General features: G+C 39.8%; 10 protein-coding genes and 2 pseudogenes. All 12 read left to right on the forward strand.

The window, feature by feature from the left end; translation table 11 throughout:
• A partial coding sequence (locus HMPREF9073_RS10235) for a HEAT repeat domain-containing protein (protein ID WP_009413670.1) occupies positions 1–1,748 on the forward strand: 1,748 nt, incomplete at its 5' end.
• A gap of 9 nt (positions 1,749–1,757) precedes the next feature.
• Positions 1,758–3,134: pseudogene (locus tag HMPREF9073_RS10240) on the forward strand (HEAT repeat domain-containing protein); the annotation flags it as partial.
• A 377-nt stretch (positions 3,135–3,511) separates the two neighbouring features.
• Positions 3,512–4,051: an RteC domain-containing protein gene (locus HMPREF9073_RS16520; RefSeq protein ID WP_009413672.1), complete on the forward strand. Its 540-nt coding sequence runs from the start codon at positions 3,512–3,514 to the stop codon at positions 4,049–4,051.
• A 10-nt stretch (positions 4,052–4,061) separates the two neighbouring features.
• Positions 4,062–4,337, forward strand: a complete 276-nt coding sequence (locus HMPREF9073_RS16525) for an RteC domain-containing protein (protein ID WP_009413673.1) — start codon at positions 4,062–4,064, stop codon at positions 4,335–4,337.
• A gap of 414 nt (positions 4,338–4,751) precedes the next feature.
• Complete coding sequence (locus tag HMPREF9073_RS10255; protein ID WP_009413675.1) at positions 4,752–5,090, forward strand: helix-turn-helix domain-containing protein; 339 nt, start codon at positions 4,752–4,754, stop codon at positions 5,088–5,090.
• On the forward strand, positions 5,062–7,140 hold the full coding sequence (locus tag HMPREF9073_RS10260) for a bifunctional DNA primase/helicase (RefSeq protein WP_009413676.1): 2,079 nt from the start codon (positions 5,062–5,064) through the stop codon (positions 7,138–7,140). The genes HMPREF9073_RS10255 and HMPREF9073_RS10260 overlap by 29 nt, the downstream gene beginning before the upstream one ends.
• A 69-nt stretch (positions 7,141–7,209) precedes the next feature.
• The gene (locus HMPREF9073_RS10265; RefSeq protein WP_009389008.1) at positions 7,210–7,551 is read left to right on the forward strand and encodes a helix-turn-helix domain-containing protein; all 342 of its coding nucleotides are present in this window, start codon (positions 7,210–7,212) and stop codon (positions 7,549–7,551) included.
• A 53-nt stretch (positions 7,552–7,604) separates the two neighbouring features.
• A pseudogene (locus tag HMPREF9073_RS10270) lies at positions 7,605–9,082 on the forward strand (DUF3945 domain-containing protein).
• 32 nt (positions 9,083–9,114) lie between these two features.
• Entirely contained in the window at positions 9,115–11,283 is a 2,169-nt protein-coding gene (locus HMPREF9073_RS10275; RefSeq protein WP_009413679.1) for a type IA DNA topoisomerase, read from the forward strand.
• 175 nt (positions 11,284–11,458) lie between these two features.
• Positions 11,459–12,322, forward strand: a complete 864-nt coding sequence (locus tag HMPREF9073_RS10280) for a type IV toxin-antitoxin system AbiEi family antitoxin (protein WP_009413681.1) — start codon at positions 11,459–11,461, stop codon at positions 12,320–12,322.
• 40 nt (positions 12,323–12,362) lie between these two features.
• Positions 12,363–12,836: a DUF1896 family protein gene (locus HMPREF9073_RS10285; RefSeq protein ID WP_009413682.1), complete on the forward strand. Its 474-nt coding sequence runs from the start codon at positions 12,363–12,365 to the stop codon at positions 12,834–12,836.
• A partial coding sequence (locus tag HMPREF9073_RS10290; protein WP_009413683.1) for a helicase-related protein occupies positions 12,823–17,287 on the forward strand: 4,465 nt, incomplete at its 3' end. The genes HMPREF9073_RS10285 and HMPREF9073_RS10290, both read left to right, overlap by 14 nt.

The following is a 17,287-nucleotide window of genomic DNA, read 5'->3' on the forward strand; positions in this document are numbered from 1 at the left end:
TACAGAAGCACGTTCCTATACTGAAAAAGTTAGGTGAAAAAGCTCCTGTATTCAATAAATTAGCCCAAGAAGTAGAAGCTTTGCTACAAGTAGAGAGTACACAAGCTGCCGAAAAACTATTGGGTGTTTCTACTTTGCTCTATTCAGTGCTCTATACTCAAGGCGTTACTGTAGAGGCAGAGGCTACAAAAGAAAGCCAAATCCCTACAATACAATTGGCGAATGTGAATACTACCTATTCCTATTTACAGCTGAAACCTGTACTACAAGCCCTTACCCAAAGCAACTCAGGACGTTTGGAAATATTGCAAGATGCCTTTGAACGCAAGGTATTTGACGATTCACGCACTTATGGGTACTTGAGTTATGCTTTAGCTGATAAGTATTCAGAGCTCACTTATTACGTTGAAAACACTATCATTCCAGCTTGTGGAAAAGCGATGCTCCCTTTCCTCATTGCCGACTTCCGTTTAGAAGACAAAAATGAGAATGTACGCCGATTGCGCTTGTTACACCAATTAGGATATGCAGAAATAGGCACCTTAGTAGACAAAATATTTAGTGAAAATCTCCCCAATCTGCAAGCAGAAGCTATTAATATTATAGCAGACAAGAAGGATGAACAAACCGAAGCATTTATCATCAGTTTGACGGGTGATAAGAACAAAGCCGTACGAGGGGCAGCATATAGTGCCTTAGCAAAACTCGGTACGCAACGCAGTATTGATAAGCTCTACGAATTGTACAACACCAATAAGCAGAAAGGCAATGCAGAGCTCTTGGCAGAAGCTATCGCCAAAGTAGCTGCTCCTGAGTATTTCCTGCCATTTGTGGAGAAAATACAAGAGCGTTATCAGCAGTTATTAACCATAGATGATTCAGATGAGAAAGCGCTTAGCGCAGCTTTTGAACGCTTTGTTATTGATATAGATATTTTGGCAAATAAGGATTGTGAAGAAGTATATACACTCTTCGCGGAGATGTTGCAGAACAAAGAGTTTAATGCACGACGCAAGAAAGTGTTCAAGAATACGTATGACCCTACCGCTAACTATATGATGGGGGTATTAAATACCTTGAACAGCGATAAAGTACTCGCCTTTTATGATACCCATAAGCAACTTCTCACCTATACCAATGGCTATAGTGATATGTGGATTAACTATTTCTGTAGTGCTTTCAAGAATAAGAACTACAGCAAAGAAAAGCTCTTTGAGGTATTCAGTTCTCAATTGGGAAAATCAGCTGCTACGGATAATATTTTAGAGGCTTTTAGCGGTATTGCAGGAGCTTATGCTTATAATGCTCGCAAAGAATCGGAAGTGAGAGTAGATAGGTTAGACCCTCGCTGGGTGACTACTCTGTACTCTTTCATCAACAGTCTTAAGAAGCTCAACAACAATTATACCTATAGAGCACTCTTTGTACTTGATGCTTTAGAAGGAACCAGTCAAAGATTAGATGATTTACTCTTGAAAGCTCTGTCTCAATCGTATTCAGATGATATGATATGGTTGTTTCACTTGGTATTAAAGCGCAATTTGCCTAATAAGTTTGAGCTGATTTATCATACCTTAGAGAGAGTAAAATCAGGTAATTCTTATTACTATCTTTACTATCTTTCTAATGCAGATTTCTGGAATCAGTTTCCTAAGGAATATGTAGAAAAGTTTAGAGCTTTGGCAAAGAAGAACAAGCTAAATGTATTTGAAGACATAGCAGATGAGATCGAGAAATCAGTTAAATAGCAGATTAAAATGAAACCCTTATACGATTTACAACAAGAACTGAATCGCTTGTTTATAGCGGGAAGTAAGTTTGCTAAGAACGACCCACGCCTACAGAAGCACGTTCCTATACTGAAAAAGTTAGGCGAAAAAGCTCCTGTATTCAATAAGTTAGCCCAAGAAGTAGAATCTTTGCTACAAGTAGAAAGCACACAAGCTGCCGAAAAGTTATTGAATGTCGCTACTTTGCTCTATTCAGTACTCTACACACAAGGTGTTACTGTAGAGGCTGAAGCCGAAAAGAGCGAGCAGGTTCCCACTATCGCTTTAGCAGATGTGAATACTACTTATTCTTATTTACAGCTTAAACCTGTGTTACAAGCTCTTACTGAGAGCAAGTCGGGACGCTTAGAGGTGCTTAAAGATGCTTTTGAACGCAAGCTGTTTGACGATTCGCGGACTTATGGTTACTTGAGTTATGCTTTAGCAGATAAATATACCGAACTTGCCGATTATGTAGAGGAAACTATTATCCCTACTTGTGGGAAAGCAATGCTCCCCTTTCTTTTATCAGACTTTCGTTTGGAGGACAAAACAGAACACGTACGCCGATTGCGTTTGCTACATCAATTAGGTTATGAAGGAATGGATGTTTTGGTAGATAAAATATTTGCCGAAAACTTGCCTAACCTACAAGCTGAAGCAGTCATTATACTTTCAGATAAGAAAGATGAAAAAACAGAAGACTTTATCATCAGTTTGGCAAGTGATAAGAATAAAGTGGTACGAGGAGCAGCTTATAAAGCATTAGCCAAACTCGGTACGCAACGCAGTATTGACAAACTTTACGAATTGTACAGCAACAACAAACAGAAAGGAAATGCGGAACTCTTAGCAAATGCTATTGCTACAGTTCCGCTACCCTCGCACTATCAGTCGTTTGTTCAAAAAGTGCGTGAATACTTTGAAGCGTTACTTGCAATGGATGACTCTGACGAGAAAGCCGTAGTAGCAGCTTTTGAACGTTTGCCTATAGAGTTGGAAGTGTTGAAATATAAAGATTACCCTGAGACTTATGCACTTTTGGGAGAAATGTTTGGTAATAAACTCTTCAATGTGATGGCTAAGAAGCGTTCGGTTACTAACTATCATATTATACCGCGTCTTGTAGATGTATTAGATACATTTAAACAAGAGAAAATCATATCTTTTTATGAACAATACACTGATACATTAGTACATAGTGATTGGGCATATCCTCTTTTCACTGATTATTTTTATCGTATTCTTAACGGAGAAGCCGAATATAGCAAAGAGAAAATCTATGAGATTTTTGCTCCTCAATTTGGAAAAGTACTTGCTCATTATGATGTTATAGAAGGATTAGCAGGGACTAAAGGGGGATATGCCGTAGGTTTTTTCTATAAAAATTGAAACTACTTTTATAATCTATTCAAAATAAAGAAGATACAGGAATTACAATAAGAGTAGGTAACGATTTAGTAATGGTTCTTATTTCATTTGATTATACCTATTTTCTCAGTAACTTCAGGGTGCAAAGGTACAACATCTTGACAATATAAACAAAAAATTTTACCTTTGCACCCACAAACGTGCGCTGCTGCATAGGCTTCTGTAGAAGCCTATGCAGCAGCGCACGTTTGTGTGGAGCTAATTGTAAATCTCCTGCAAACCAACTGTTTAAAAAATGAAGATTTTTTTAGTTTGCGTATATCATTGTTTTTTTGTAATATAGCGCAATAAATCATTTAAATAATTAATTTATGTTTCAACAAATTTTGAATCAGTTGGCTGTAAGAGAACGCCAAACCACGCTGGAAGGATCCGCCGTAGTTAAAGAATCTTTACAAATGGTACAATTCCTAAAAGACCTTTTAAGGAAGGTCAAGGAAGAGGTATTGCAACAAGGTTTTACGGGCCAAGCAGAAGAGATACATTTCTTCCGCGAGGTACAACCTCAAATGGTTAGCAGACTCATTTTCTATAATGAGATCTACCAGATAGAAAGTAAAGCAACTTTACTCTCTACTGAGGCAGCTAAAAAGCTTCTAAAAGACAAAGAAGCCCAATGGTTTAAAGAATCAGAGACTTTAGAAGCAACCGATTTCTTTAGTTACATTGCTTTAGGAAGAACTAATCGCGATGTAGAGTATTTTACTCGCAATTACGACTACCTTCCTCAAAGCAATGAGGAGTATTTGTTTTCTTTTGATGGAGCCTTTTCTACTTGTCGTAGCTTTGAAGTTGCTAAGATAGGGGCTGCCAAGGAACTCTCCGATTATCTTTTTTTTTCGTACTCGTGAAGAAGAAGATATGCCTTTAGAAATTCTAAATCTCTTAGAATGGACAGGGCAAAAGACTGAACTCATAGAGCTAATCTATGGTTTGTATGCTACCAATCGCATTTCATCAGGAAAAGTTTCTATCAAGAAGCTAACTGCGGTATTTGAAAAGCTCTTCAAGGTAGAATTGGGAGATCTATATCACACTTTTCATCGTATGAAAGGACGCTCAAAAAACCTTACACCTTTCCTCGATGCTTTAAAAGTGGCTTTACTAGATCATATAAACAACTCCGACCAAAAGTAGTTTTGCTAACTTCAAATAAAAACGTTTAAACATTGTTTAATCAGTTTTTTAGGGAAATAGACAGTTTCCCTTTTTTAGGGAGAAGGATTTATTCAAATATTATATTCATTATTTTCAATTATATTTATTATTTCCAACTCAATTCTTCTATAGAAACTCCCTAAACACACTTTTACCTCCATTTCTCAAAAAAAGCCCATTATAGCCCATTGGCATTTTTTAAACATTTCTTCCTATAAAAGTAGTTTATACTCCCAAAATACGTTACAATTACTTTGTAATACACTTATAACCAATAAAATAAATAAAAATCACTTCAACTGCGTTAAAATGCACATTTCAATGGGTAGTACTTGGCAGTTTATGTTTGGTATTTGTTAGAACTTTTCCGCCGAGAATTTAATCTTATACGCAATGAATTTAATCACCATTGAAGAATCCGCTTGGAAAGCCCTTATGGAGCAGCTCCAAAGCATTGAAAACCGACTCAAGCAAGAGCCTATTGAGTGGGATTGTTTGTGGCTCAACCAAAAAGAAATCTGTCAATATCTCCACCTAAGTGAGAAAACTCTATGGCGAATGCGCAAACGCAATGAAATCACCTACTCCAAAATCTATGGACAGTATTTCTATACCTTGGGAAGCATTCGCAAACTCCTTATCAGTCAATCGGTAGAAAACACTGAAAGCTACCTGCAATCCCTCACTCAAAAAGCCAAAGGTTATGTTGAAAAAGCAAGATATTTTAAGTAGAACCGAAGGAGGGCTACAGGTCTTCCAGCACTATCTACAAGGCAACTGGCGGGTAGGTAAAAACTTTAAAAACCCTTTCTATGACGATAAAAATGCTTCCTGCAATATCTATAAGGACAGACAGGGGATTTATAAGATGAAAGACTTTGGCAACGATACTTTCAGGGGTGACTGTTTTTTCTTAGTAGGTTACCTCTATCAATTGGACTGCCGAAATGCCTCTGATTTTATCGAAATCTTAAAGATTATCAATCGAGATTTACATTTGGGTTTAGAGGAATCCACCTCTATAATTACACAAAAACCTCAAATACCACCTACTATCACCATACAAAGTACTACCCCAGAAACTAAAAAATCTATCTCTTACCAATTCACCCAAAAACCTTTTACCCAAGAAGAGTTAGCCTATTGGCAAAAGTATGGCATCACTCAAGAAATCCTAAACAAGTACAACGTGATCTCTTTGCAAAGCTATTCAAGTACCAACAAAGACGGCAAACCTTACACTATTACCTCCACCTATAACGAGTGGATGTTTGCTTACCTTTTTAAAAAGCATTTAAAGGTCTATCGTCCCTTTTCTAAATTGCGTTTTCTCTACGGAGGAAGCCCTCAAGATTACTGCTTTGGTGAGTCACAGCTACCTCTACAAGCCGACATTCTTTTTATCACCGCAGGAGAAAAAGATGTAATGAGCTTAGCCAGTAGAGGCTTTTCGGCTATCTGTTTCAATAGCGAAACAGCCCACATTCCTTTACAAAAACTCCAAAAGCTAAAAATGCGATTCCGACATTTAGTCCTTTTGTTTGATAGCGACGAAACAGGTAAAAGAGCCTCTTTAGAGCAACAAGCCCAATTAGCACCTTTAGAAGTATTCCGTTTGGTTTTACCTCTTTCAGGTACTAAAAAGGATAAAGATATATCCGATTATTTTGCACAAGGTAAAATGGGTAGAGACCTATTGCAACTCTTTTATCAGACCCTTAGCAAACACTATGAAGAAAGCCTATCACTGCTTAAAAACTGCGAAATCCAATGGGATAAACCTCCCAAAAAGCAAGAAACAATCATCTCTATTGGCAAAACTCCTGTAGGAGTACAGAGTAGTTTATTGGGTATTACAGGAGGCGAAGGTACAGGCAAAAGTCATTATGTAAGTGCCCTCATTGCAGGTTGTCTTAACAGTAAGAATCTTCCTATTGACACATTGGGCACAACGCTACTGCCTTGCCCCAAAGATAAAGTGGTGCTATTTTTCGATACAGAACAGTCTCAAGACCAGCTCTATCAAAATATTAGCAAACTGCTTAAAAGAGCTAAACTAACCTCTCTTCCTGATTTGCTACACGCCTTTTGCCTCACCCAACTCCCTCGCAGAGAGCGATTAAAGGTCATTCGTGAGGGCTTGGAGAGTTTTTACTACCAATGTGCAGGAGTGCATTTGGTGGTCATCGATGGCATAGCCGACCTTATTGGAGCTGTGAATAACGAGCAAGAAAGCGTGGAACTCATAGAAGAGCTTTACCTTTTGGCAGGTAATTACAAAACCTGTATCGTATGTGTGTTACACCTCACCCCCAGCGGACTTAAACTCCGTGGTCATTTAGGCTCTGAACTACAACGCAAAGCAACAGCAGTGCTTTCTATCGAAAGGGAAAGGAACAGTCCTATCTCAGCTGTCAAACCGATGAAAATCCGCAATGGTAGCCTTAGCGATACCCCACAAATACTTTTTAGATGGAACAATGAGCTGGGAATGCACAGTTATGTAGGCAAGCAGAAAAACGAAGACCAAAAACCCAATAAAGCCAGTACCTTAGCCTCGTTAGTTTCTCCTCTTTTTAAACAGCGAACTTTGTGGACAGTTCAAGAGCTGAACATAGAAATTCAAAAACGGACTGATGTAAAGGAACGCACCGCAAAAGGTTATATCCGCACCTTAAAGGAAATGGGCATTTTAGTCCCTCAAGAGGGTAATGACCAACTCTTAGGAATGGGTAGTGTGCTAAAAGAACTTTTGGAGGATAACAAGAACTCACAAGGATAAGAAGAACTTTTAGGTGTTCTAAGATTAAGACCTAACAATCGAAGTATTAAACAAATATAAATATAAAAAATGGAAATCGACAGAATAGAATTTATAGCGTGGATGGAACGCATTATGGATCGTTTTGATTTGCTTAAAGAGCAAATAGACAAAGCTGAAAAACGCAAAAACAGCTTGGATGGTGAGGAACTCTTGGACAATCAAGACTTGATGCTCACCTTTAAAATCTCTGCACGTTCCCTGCAAAGGTATCGCTCCAATGGCAAACTGCCTTATTATACCATATCAGGCAAAATATACTACAAGCTTTCGGATGTACATCAATTTATCCGAGAACATTTCAGTGTGCCAGTAACAGCCTTAAAAGCCAAAAACGGAAATACTATGCCTAAAAAGGACAGCCTCTCTTAGACGTCTTACAAAGGGAGTAATTTTACCCCCAAATTAAAAAAGATGTTTAAATAATGGCAGAAAATCAACACGCCGATACGGCAAATTACGACAATCAAATCCCAGTGGATGAACAACTATCTGATATCCTACTAGTATTTGACAAAGAAGAAAAACAGCTTAAGGCTGTAAAAGGAATTGATGAGAAAGGAGAGTTAAAAATGGCTCCTGCTGACAGCAAATCCTTGGATGACTTTATGAAAGTAGACAAGCAAGGTAATATGCTGTCTAATTTCTTTAGCAACTTTATGCGCCAAGCCCAAAACCCTCTCGTTTTTCTTTCTTTAAAATACCGATAGAAAAATCGGTAAATACGATAGAAAAACTCCAAAACCATCTGGCAAAGCTCACTGAAAAGGGTAAGGAATACCTCAAGAAGTACGAAGTATCTCCTGAGCAGTATATCAAACAAGAGAAAAAAGCAGCTACTCTAAAACAAGAAGGAGAGACTGCCGTGGCTCAGACCCCTACTGAAGCTCCTGCTCAAGCGCAAGCACAAGAAGCTCCTGCTCAGGCACAATCTCAAAATACTCCTGCCCAAGAGGAACTCAAGTACAACCCTGATGCTATTGATTGGGAAACGTTACAAAACTTAGGGGTGAGTCGAGAGTCTTTAGAGAAGAGGAACCTATTAGAGCCCCTCTTAAAAGGTTATAAAACCAATGAATTGGTACCTATTAGTTTCAATTTAGGCTCTACAGTAGCCCGTTTTGATGCTCGTTTGTCCCTAAGGGAAGTTGATGGAAAAGTAGCAGTAGCCATTCACGGGATGCGCAAGGAACCACAATTGGATTATCCTTTCTTTGGTCACGAGTTTTCAGAAGAGGATAAAAAGAACCTGCTTACCACAGGAAATATGGGACGTACAGTTGAGCTTACCAATAGCAAAACAGGGGAGAAAATCCCTTCTATTATCAGTATTGATAGGCTCACCAATGAAATCATTGCCTTGCGCTGTGAACATATCAAAGTCCCCGATGAAATCAAAGGAGTCAAACTCTCCCAGGAGCAAAAACAAACGCTCAAAGAAGGCAAGCCTCTATTTGTCGAGGGAATGACCTCTAAAAAAGGAGAGCCTTTTAACGCAACTGTGCAGTTCAATGCCGACAAGCGTTATGTGGAATTTCTTTTTGAAGACAAAGCTCCTAAACTTGCTAATCAAGAGAAACTCACTGAGGCTCCTACAGTCATACGAGGGGTAACTCTTACCGAAGAGCAACACAAGGAACTGAGCAAGGGTAATCCTATTTATTTAGAAGGTTTACAGAGCAAAGCAGGTAAAACTTATAGCGGTTATTTTACTTTTGACAAGGACAAAGGCAAGGTAGAGATGAGCTTTAACAATCCTCAAAAGGACATTACTGATAAAGTTTCTTCTACCAAGCAAAAAGCTGAAACTTCTAAAGCCAAAGAAGAAAAACGCCCTCAAAAGCAATCAGAAAAAACAGCTCAAAAAGAAACTGCTAAGAAGTCCAAGGGACGCAAAGTATAACTCTAATTTTTAACCTCAATACACGTAGAAAAATGAAAGTTATATTAGCAGAAAAGCCCAGTGTGGCAAGAGAGATTGCCGCTATAGTGGGGGCAAGTGAAAAACAAGATGGATATTTGTTAGGTAATGATTATGCTGTTACTTGGGCATTGGGACATTTAGTGCAATTAGCCCTTCCAGAGGCGTATGGTTGTGTAGGATTCCACAGAGAACACCTACCTATTCTACCTCGCCCCTTTATCTTGGTACCCAAACAAATTCCTGAGGATAAGAAAGGCTACAGGTCAGACCCTATGGCTTTAAAACAGCTTAAAATCATTGATAGCCTTTTTAAGAAATGTAGTTCCATTATTGTAGCCACCGATGCAGGTCGTGAAGGAGAACTGATCTTCCGCTATATCATTGTAGCCACCGATGCAGGTCGTGAAGGAGAACTGATCTTCCGCTATATCTATGAATATTTGCAATGTCAAAAACCTTTTCAAAGGCTTTGGATTAGCTCCTTAACCGAAAAAGGTATCAAAACAGGACTTGCCAATCTGCAAGAAGGAAGTGCTTTTGATTTGCTGTATGCCTCTGCTCAAAAGCGTAGTGAGGCTGATTGGCTGGTGGGTATCAATGCTACCCAAGCCCTAAGTATAGCCGTAGGTGAAGGGATTTATTCCTTAGGAAGGGTGCAAACACCTACCTTAGCAATGGTTTGTAAAAGATTTTTAGAGCACACACATTTTCAAAAGAAGCCTTTTTATCAATTACGACTCAAGCACCAAAAAAGCTATACTGATTTTTTCAGTATCTCAGCTAAAATTGAGGATAAAAAGGAAGCTGAAGCCTTACAAAAACAATTAGAAAAGTCTCCTATGGCCGAGGTGATTTCCACTGAAAAAGAAGTGGTAAAAGAACAACCTCCTTTGCTCTATGATCTAACAGGTCTTCAGAAAGAAGCTAATAAAAAATGGAACTTTTCAGCCGATGAGACCCTGCAAATCGCTCAAAGTCTCTACGAGCAAAAATACATTACTTACCCACGTACTGGTAGTAAGTACATCTCAGAGGATGTATGGGAAGAAATCCCACAGCTGATACGTTTGTTACAAGAAAGTGAGGCATATGCCAACGAAGCTAAACTTGTGAAAATTGGGGCGCTGAATAAGAAGATGGTTAATGATTTGAAAGTAACAGACCATCACGGACTTCTTATTACCGAGCGCTTTCCTACCAATCTTACGGCAAAAGAAAATACTATTTACAAAATGATTGCCACCCGACTTTTGGAAGCGGTATCTGAACCCTGTGTAAAAGAAGTGCAAAATACTCTACTGGAGGCTCTGCACACTGACTTCTTGGTAAAAGGTGTTCAAGTGTTACAAGCGGGTTGGCGCGCTATCGGTGGTTTTTACTCTGATGAAACTGCCAAAGACAGTGAAAAAGACAATGAAGGTGATAGCAATCAAGTGCTGCCTGAACTTGTACAAGGAGAAAGTATAAAGATTAAAGCCGTTGAAATCCTTTCTAAAACCACCCAACCTCCTGCTTTATATACCGAATCAGGACTGTTGGGGGCTATGGAAACAGCAGGAAAGACCTTAAAAGATAAAGCGCAACGTGAGTTATTACAAGGAGCAGGTATAGGTACTCCAGCCACACGTGCCGCTATTATCGAGACACTTTTAAAGCGCAATTATATTGAACGCAAACAAAAGTCTCTTATTCCTACCGATAAAGGAATGCAGGTATATGAGTGGGTAAAATCACTTACTATAGCCGATGTAGCCCTTACAGGCGAATGGGAAAGTCAATTGCAAAAGATAGAACAAGGAGAGCTCTCTCCCGATAGTTTTTCTTCGGATATGGAAGCCTATACCCATAGTCTTACTGATACATTTTTGGCTATGGATATACCTCAAAAAGAAAAACTCAAAATCACCTGTCCTAAATGCAGAAATGCTTCCTTATTACTGTTTGAAAAGGTAGCCAAATGCCCTGATGAGGACTGTGGTTATGTGCTTTTTAGGAATGTATGTGGCAAACCTCTTACTGATGAGCTGCTCAAAACGCTCTTTGAAAAAGGAAAAACACCTCTGATAAAAGGAATGAAAAGCAAGTCAGGCAGCACTTTCGATGCCTATATACATTTGAAAGAAAATGGTGAAACCGCCTTTGAGTTTCCTGAGAAAACTTCCAAAAAGCGAAAATACTAACAAAGATTAGGTAAACTTTCAGTAAAGAAAGTCTGTGAGCTAACACAACGGATTATGTACCATAGCCTAAGTGAAGTTTAGTCCTCCTGTTGATAACTTTTTGTTCCAATATATTTGCTCTTTATAAATAATATAGTACTTTTGCAAATGTTTTGCAACGATATATATTTTCAATATGAAGGGACTAACCATACGAAAGTGGATAGAATCATTGGAGGAAAAGGGTATTTACAGCTTTTCTATGCAGGAGCTAAAAGAGGTATTTGCTCACCTTAAAGAAAAAACTATTCTCAATACTTTAGGGACACTTAAAAAGCAAGGAAAGCTCCTGCCTCTTTGGAATGGCATCTATAGCATCGTCCGTTTTGTGGACATTGGTAATGCTACTGATAACAAAGCTATCAGAGAAGAGGGAAAACCTTATTTCTACATTGAAACACTGATGCAACACCTAAAAAGGGAATACTATGTAGCCCTGCTCAGTGCAGTAGAAGTACATCTATCTCCCAAAGAGGCTTTACAGGCAAATGAAATTACAGTGATAACTTCCTTACCTCCGCTGAGAGATTCCTTTAGGGGACAAAGTAAGATTCGTTACCTTGTCAAAAAGGATATCAAAAACTTAAAAGAAATAGGAGTAAAAAGGAAAACCTTACCTTTTTCTATAGAGGAAAGAACTTTGCGGGTAGCCTCTTTGGAGCTCACTGCGGTTGATTTGCTCCTCTATGAAAAAGAGATAGGAGGCATTCAAAAAGCAGTAGAGGTAATTCAAAGGATTAAAAACCACCTGAGTTGGCAAGAGCTTCCTACAGAGGTAATCCTCTCTACACCTGTCTCTATTTTCCAGCGCTTGGGCTATGTTCTTTCTTTTATCAAGGAGGAAGAACTAGCCGAGAGGCTCAAAGAGAGAGTTCTTAGCACAGGGAAAAAATTTAGAAGAACCCTTTTAAAAACAGATGTTCCTGAAAAGGGAGGAGAGCCTTTTTGCCCTATTTGGAAAATCGTGGTAAATATATCTTTGCAGAACGACACTTTGTAAAAATTAAAATTTGTTGAACCCATTAAAAGTAATTTTAACAATGAAAGAAACACAAACCAAACCCCAGAACACTGACAACACCTTAGGGTCATTGTCTTATTACGAGTTAAGACTCAAAGAGCTGTTACAAACGAGCTTTCCTAATCTTTTAGCAAATACAGCCTTTATCAAGGACAGAAGTGAGTATGCTGCGCAGGCTTACCAAGAGGCTTTTGAGGCGGGTATCAGTATTCCTGAATGTGATAAAATAGCCTCAGGAGTACTCTTCGATGGGCTCTTCTTCTCTCCCTTTGATATGGTTTTTGAGGTCGTTTCTCAGGAGTTCGACACTCAATTAGCTGATGAGGATTTGCGCCCCTTTGCCTTAAAAATCTTCCCAGAACTGCTTCCTTACTTTAAAAAGTACGAGAATGAAATCGATGAGGATTTTCAGCACTCTGCTGCCTATCAATCCCTCTACACAGAACTTACGGGTGCCATCGAACTATGGATAGAAGAAAATGGCATATCTTAAACGACTGAGCTTTAATCGTAATGCTCGTGCATTGGCGTTGGCTTTCGATTTAGAGAAGCAAAAGCGCACGCTTCTAAGCCAAGAAGAGCGAGAACTCTTACAACACTATTCAGGCTTCGGGGGATTGAAGTTTATCCTCAATCCCCACCAGTCTGAAGCTGATTTAAAGTACTGGGCAAAAGCTGACCAAGTCTTTTGGCAAGATGTAAGGAGTCTGTATGCCCTTATTAGAGAACATTCCACTGATGAAAGGCAATTCCAAAACTATGTACAAAGTCTTAGAAATTCTGTACTAACGGCTTTTTATACCCCAATGCGTCTTACCTCGGCTATCGCTTCAGCAATAAAGGAAACAGGCGTACCTCTGCAAACAATGTTAGAACCCTCGGCAGGAGGAGGCAATTTTATCCGTGCTTTTAAAGAAGAGCATCCTTCTCTTGTGGTTACTGCTTTTGAAAAGGACTTGCTCACAGGCAAAGTGCTCTCTCATCTTTACCCCGAGGAGCAAGTACATATCGATGGCTTCGAACAAATCAGCCCACTGAAAAGAAACCAGTTTGATTTGGTAACCAGTAACATCCCTTTTTCCGATACCGCTGTCTTTGATTTGAGTTACTCTCGTAGTAGTGACCCTGCTAAGGTACAAGCCTCCCGTAGGGTGCATAACTACTTTTTCTTAAAGGGCTTGGATATGGTAAAGGAAGGTGGAATCCTTGCCTATATCACCTCCCAAGGGGTAGCCGATAGTCCTCAAAATGAGATTATTCGCCAAGCGATGCTCTCCAGTGCGCGTCTTGTCTCTGCCGTGCGCCTGCCTAACAACCTCTTTACCGATTACGCAGGTACCGAAGCAGGAAGCGATCTTATCATCCTTCAAAAAGACAGTCAAAGAGGCGCTTTAAACCCTATAGAAGAGCAGTTTTGCAATACAGCAAGGCTACCACAAGGGATGCTACAAAACGAGTATCTTTCACAAAGAGAAAACGTTATTTGTACGGATGCTCTTGCAGGCACCAACCTATACGGACAGCCTGCGATGGTCTATACCCATAGTGAAGGAGTAGAAGGTATTGCCAAGGAGGTAAAAGAAAGAATCCTAAGCGATTTTAAAAAACATTATCTATCGCCTGAAACAGCACAACAAAGCCAAACACCACAAATTAAGTTACAAGAGGTTAATTCACAAAAAATTGAGGTAAAGGAAATTGAGGTAAAAAAGGTTGAACGGCAAGAATTTATTGAAATTGAAAGCAAAATCAACGAGCCTTCCTTTGCTATTTCCAATGCTAATCTCATCTCTAAAGAGTCAAAAGAAATTAAGAATCAAAAAGTTGAACCCAAAGTCGTTCAGCTAAGTCTCTTTGATTTTCTATCAGAGCAGGAAGCCACCGCTACTTTAGCGAGCCCTCCCAACATTTCAGCAAAAACAGTCCCTACTATACCCACAGGAGCTAAAAAGAAAACAAAGAAGAAAACAACTACCTCTCAATTAGGGAATGCTCAAAAGTTGGACTTGTTTTCTTTTACTTATCCTGTCAATCAAGGGAATGAAATAGAGGTGCTTTCAAAAGCTTCTCCTGCTTTGTATTACACGCCTCCTGCGGTATCATTACTAAAAGAACCTGTACCTTTTGAGGGAGAATATTTACCTCATTTCAGAGAAGATACTTTGGTAGTACAAGCCGATACGGTGGGCTTTTTGCAAGATCTCAATAAGAACAAAACAGCTGCTACCTTTGTGCCTCTTGCGCTTTCTTCTTTGGAAAGACAAAAAGCCATTGCCTATATCGCTCTGCGTGATGCTTATTCTGACTTGTACCATAAAGAGGCTACCACCTATACCCCTTATCCTACGGAAAGAGAAAATCTTAATGCCCTTTACGATACTTTTGTCAAGAACTATGGTCGGCTAAATAGTGCTGATAATATCAAGCTAATAAAAACCGATGCCTCAGGCGCTGAAATCCCTTACTTAGAGCGTATCAAAAACGGTGTTTATCAAAAGGCAGATATCTTTCACAAGCCTGTGGTATTCTCTCTGAGGAAGAATGAAAACATTTCTACTGAAGAGGCGCTACTCACTTCCTTAAGTGAATTGGGGCGGGTGGATATTCCCTACATAGCTGAGCTTTCTAACACCAATGAGGAAGAAGTCAAAGCGCAGTTACAGGGCAAACTCTTTTACAATCCTATAGAGGACGAATACCAAATTGCCCAAAAGTGGCAAGCGGGGGATGTCTTTACTAAAATCAAAGCCGTAGAAGCATATCAAAATACTCACCCTGAACATCCTAAGCAATCAGAAATTGAGCACGCTTTAGAGGGACTCAGGCAGGTAATTCCTACCCCTATTCCTTTTGAAGAGTTGGATTTTAACTTGGGCGAGCGTTGGATCTCCCCACAAATCTATAGTGATTTTGCCTCTTCGCTTTTCGATACCAAGGTAGGTGTGCAATACAGTGCTCAAACCGATGAGTTTTCAGTGGAATGCCGACAAAAGAACTTACATATCTGGGAGAAATACGCTGTAAAAAGTGAGAGCAGAACCTACGATGGTATTGCCCTCTTCAAAAACGCCTTGGTAAATACCACCCCTGATATTACCAAGAAAATAAAGATAGACGACAAGGAAGTCAAGGTGCGCGATATGGAGGCAATCCAACTGGCAAACAGCAAGATTGATGAAATACGCAATGCTTTCCCTCTGTGGCTCTTAGAGCAGAGTCAGGAGTTTAAAGACCGCTTGGCTGAGCAGTACAATCAGTCTTTTAACTGTTTTGTACGTCCGCAATATGATGGTTCTTTTCAGTCCTTCCCTGGACTTGATAGAGAGAGTTTAGGCATAGAGGATTTGTATGATAGTCAGAAAGATGCTATTTGGATGATAAAGCTCAACAATGGGGCGATTTGCGACCACGAGGTAGGAGCTGGTAAAACCCTTATTATGTGCTGTGCTGCTCAAGAGATGAAGCGTTTAGGATTAGCGCATAAACCGATGATTATAGGGCTTAAAGCCAATGTACACGAAATAGCCGAGACCTATCGCCGTGCCTATCCTTTTGCTAAAATCCTTTACCCTGGCAAGGAGGATTTTACCCCTCAAAAGCGTTTGCGTATCTTTGGAGACATCAAAAACAATGATTGGGATTGCGTGATTCTAACACACGACCAGTTTAAGATGATACCACAATCCCCCGAGGTGCAACAGAGCATTTTGCAAGAAGAACTCCAAGATGTTGAAGAGAGTCTTTGGCAGTTGGAAAAACAAGGCAGTGAAGTCTCTCGTGCGATGATTAAAGGAATGTATAAGCGTAAAGAAAACCTAGAAGTAAAGCTCAAAACCTTAGAACACGACATCAATGAGCGCACCGATGATACAGTAGATTTTAAGATGATGGGCATTGATCACCTCTTGGTAGATGAAAGCCATAAGTTCAAAAACTTAATGTTCAATACAAGGCACGATAGAGTGGCGGGATTGGGCAATTCTCAAGGCAGTCAAAAAGCACTGAATCTGCTTTTTGCCTTGCGAACTATTCAAGAGCGCACTGGCAAGGATATGGGGGCTACTTTTCTATCTGGGACTACTATTTCCAATTCACTTACTGAGCTCTATTTGCTCTTTAAGTACCTGCGTCCTCAAGCCTTAGAAAAGCAACAAATTCACTGTTTCGATGCGTGGGCAGCAATCTATGCCCGCAAGACCACCGATTACGAATTTTCAGTGGCTAACAACATTGTGCAGAAAGAACGCTTCCGCTACTTTATTAAAGTACCCGAATTAGCGCAGTTTTATGCCGAAATAACCGATTATAGAACCGCAAAGGATGTTGGGATAGACAGACCCGAAAAGAACGAAATTTTACACAATATACCCCCTACACCCGATCAAGAGGTATTCATTCAAAAACTAATGGATTTTGCCAAAACGGGTAATGCAACCCTCTTAGGGCGTGCGCCACTATCCGAGTCCGAGGAAAAAGCCAAAATGCTTATCGCAACTGATTATGCCCGTAAAATGTCCTTAGATATGCGAATGATCTCCGATAAGTATGAAGATCATCCCGATAACAAAGCCTCTCATTGTGCGATGAAAATCAATGAATATTATCAAAAGCACAAAGCACAGAAAGGGACTCAGTTTGTCTTTTCTGATTTGGGTACTTACAAGCCCAACGAGTGGAATCCCTACACTGAAATCAAACGCAAATTGGTAGAAGACTACGGCATTCCTGCTCACGAAATCCGTTTTATCCAAGAGGCTAAAAACGATAAAATGCGCAAACAACTCATCAGCGACACCAACGAGGGCAAGATACGGGTACTCTTTGGCTCTACCGATATGCTCGGTACAGGGGTCAATGCACAGAAAAAAGCCGTTGCTGTACATCACTTAGATACCCCTTGGCGACCCAGTGACTTGCAACAAAGGGACGGATGTGCCATTCGCA

It is taken from the genome of Capnocytophaga sp. oral taxon 326 str. F0382, from assembly GCF_000318295.1.
GTDB classification, from domain to species: Bacteria; Bacteroidota; Bacteroidia; order Flavobacteriales; family Flavobacteriaceae; genus Capnocytophaga; species Capnocytophaga periodontitidis.